The sequence below is a fragment of the Streptomyces sp. NPDC093568 genome (genome assembly GCF_044764945.1).
In the GTDB taxonomy this organism is placed as follows: domain Bacteria; phylum Actinomycetota; class Actinomycetes; order Streptomycetales; family Streptomycetaceae; genus Streptomyces.
The window spans coordinates 1-1,750 of record NZ_JBIWJD010000051.1; the positions used below are offsets into that span (position 1 = coordinate 1).

Here is a 1,750-nt window from a genome sequence, read left to right on the forward strand (position 1 = left end):
GTGCGCCGTGGCAGCACCAACTCGGTGCGCTACCGGCGTGCGATGATGCTGCTGGCCTCGGCCGGCGGGAACCGGGTGCCGGTGATCGCCCAGCTGGTGCAAGCCGACGAGGACACCGTACGGAACGTGATCCACCGCTTCAATGAGATCGGCCTGGCCTGCCTGGACCCTAATTCGTTGGTAGCGGCACCGGCGCGGCTTCTTGGAGCACTGCCGGACTGTTCGAGTACGGGACTGTGACGCCTTCCTGGACCCAGGCTGATGAGGCCTTCACTGAGAGCGGCGCACGGCCCCAGTGCTCGAGGTGATGGCGGGCGCGTGGACGCCGGGCGGACAACCTATACAAGCCCCGGCCTGCGAGGCCTCTAGGTAGAGCGGTGACGTTCGTCGTCTTCACGGCCGCCACCACCCGCGGCGTATTCACTCGTTGGAGTTGGTGGTGCGAGCCCGTTTCACGGTGACCTCTTACCAATCCCGAGCCTCGAGCTCTGGACAAGACCGAGGCCGGTGGGACGCGCTGGTGCCGCGAACGGCTTGTGAGATGTCGGACCGAAGAGTCCTGGAATTAGGGAGCCGCGTGGCCCGCATGCGCTCGTGACCAGCGCAGATGCCAGCACCGAAGGGGAGGAGCAACTTGATCTACTGCGGGATCGACTGGGCTGAGAAGCATCACGACGTCGCCCTGATCGACGACACCGGACAGCTGCTGGCCAAGCGCCGCATCACCGACAACGCGGCTGGCTACCGGCTGCTGCTCGACCTGCTCGCCGAGTACGGCGACACGGAAGACGACCCGATCCCGATCGCCATCGAAACCAGCCGTGGCCTCCTGGTCGCGGCCCTGCGGCAGGGTAATCGGAAGGTCTTCGCGATCAATCCGATGGCCGCTGCCCGCTACCGCGACCGGCACGGCGTCTCCCGCAAGAAGTCCGACCCTGGCGACGCTCTGGTGCTGGCCAACATCCTGCGCACCGATATGCCCATGCACCGGCCGCTGCCGGCCGACACCGACCTCGCACGCGCCATTGCCGTCCTCGCCCGCGCCCAGCAGGACGCCACCTGGAACCGGCAGCAGATCGCCAACCAGCTCCGCTCGCTGCTACGCGAGTACTACCCCGCTGCCCTGGACGCCTTCGCCAGATGGACCAACGGCCTGTGCCGTCCTGAAGCCCTCGAACTGCTCAAGCTCGCCCCTACCCCGAGCCAGGCCGCCCGGCTCACCCGCGCCCAGCTCCGATCCGCCCTCAAACGAGCCGGCCGCAGCCGCGGCATCGAAGCCGAGGCCGACCGGCTCCGCGAGGTCTTCCGCGGCGACTACGCGAGCCAGCCGCAGCTGGTCGAAGACGCGCTCGGCAAGCAGGTCTCCGCCCTCCTACGGCAGTTGGAAGCCGCCTGCCTCGCTGCTGACGAGCTCGCCGAGGCGGTCGAGGAGTCTTTTCTCCAACACCCGGACGGCAAAGTCATCTTGAGCTTCCCCGGCCTCGGGATGCAGCTCGGCGCCCGGGTGCTGGCCGAGATCGGCGATGACCGCCAGCGGTTCGTCGACGCACGTGGCCTGAAGGCCTACGCAGGCTCCGCCCCCGTCACCCGCGCGTCCGGCAAGAAACACCACGTCGGGCGTCGCATGGTCAAGAACGACCGGCTTAACCATGTCGGCTACCTGTGGGCCTTCTCCGCTCTGCGGTCCTCTCCCGGCGCGGACGCCCACTACCGGCGCCGACGCGAGCAAGGAGACTGGCACGCCGCCGCC

1 protein-coding gene and 1 pseudogene are annotated in these 1,750 nt (G+C 68.2%); both read left to right on the forward strand.

Annotated features, from left to right (window positions below; translation table 11 throughout):
* Nucleotides 1-171 (forward strand): annotated as a pseudogene (locus ACIRD7_RS43315) (helix-turn-helix domain-containing protein); the annotation flags it as partial.
* Nucleotides 172-634: 463 nt separating this feature from the next.
* Nucleotides 635-1,750 (forward strand): IS110 family transposase (locus ACIRD7_RS43320; protein WP_403461579.1); only part of this gene is annotated, 1,116 nt, incomplete at its 3' end.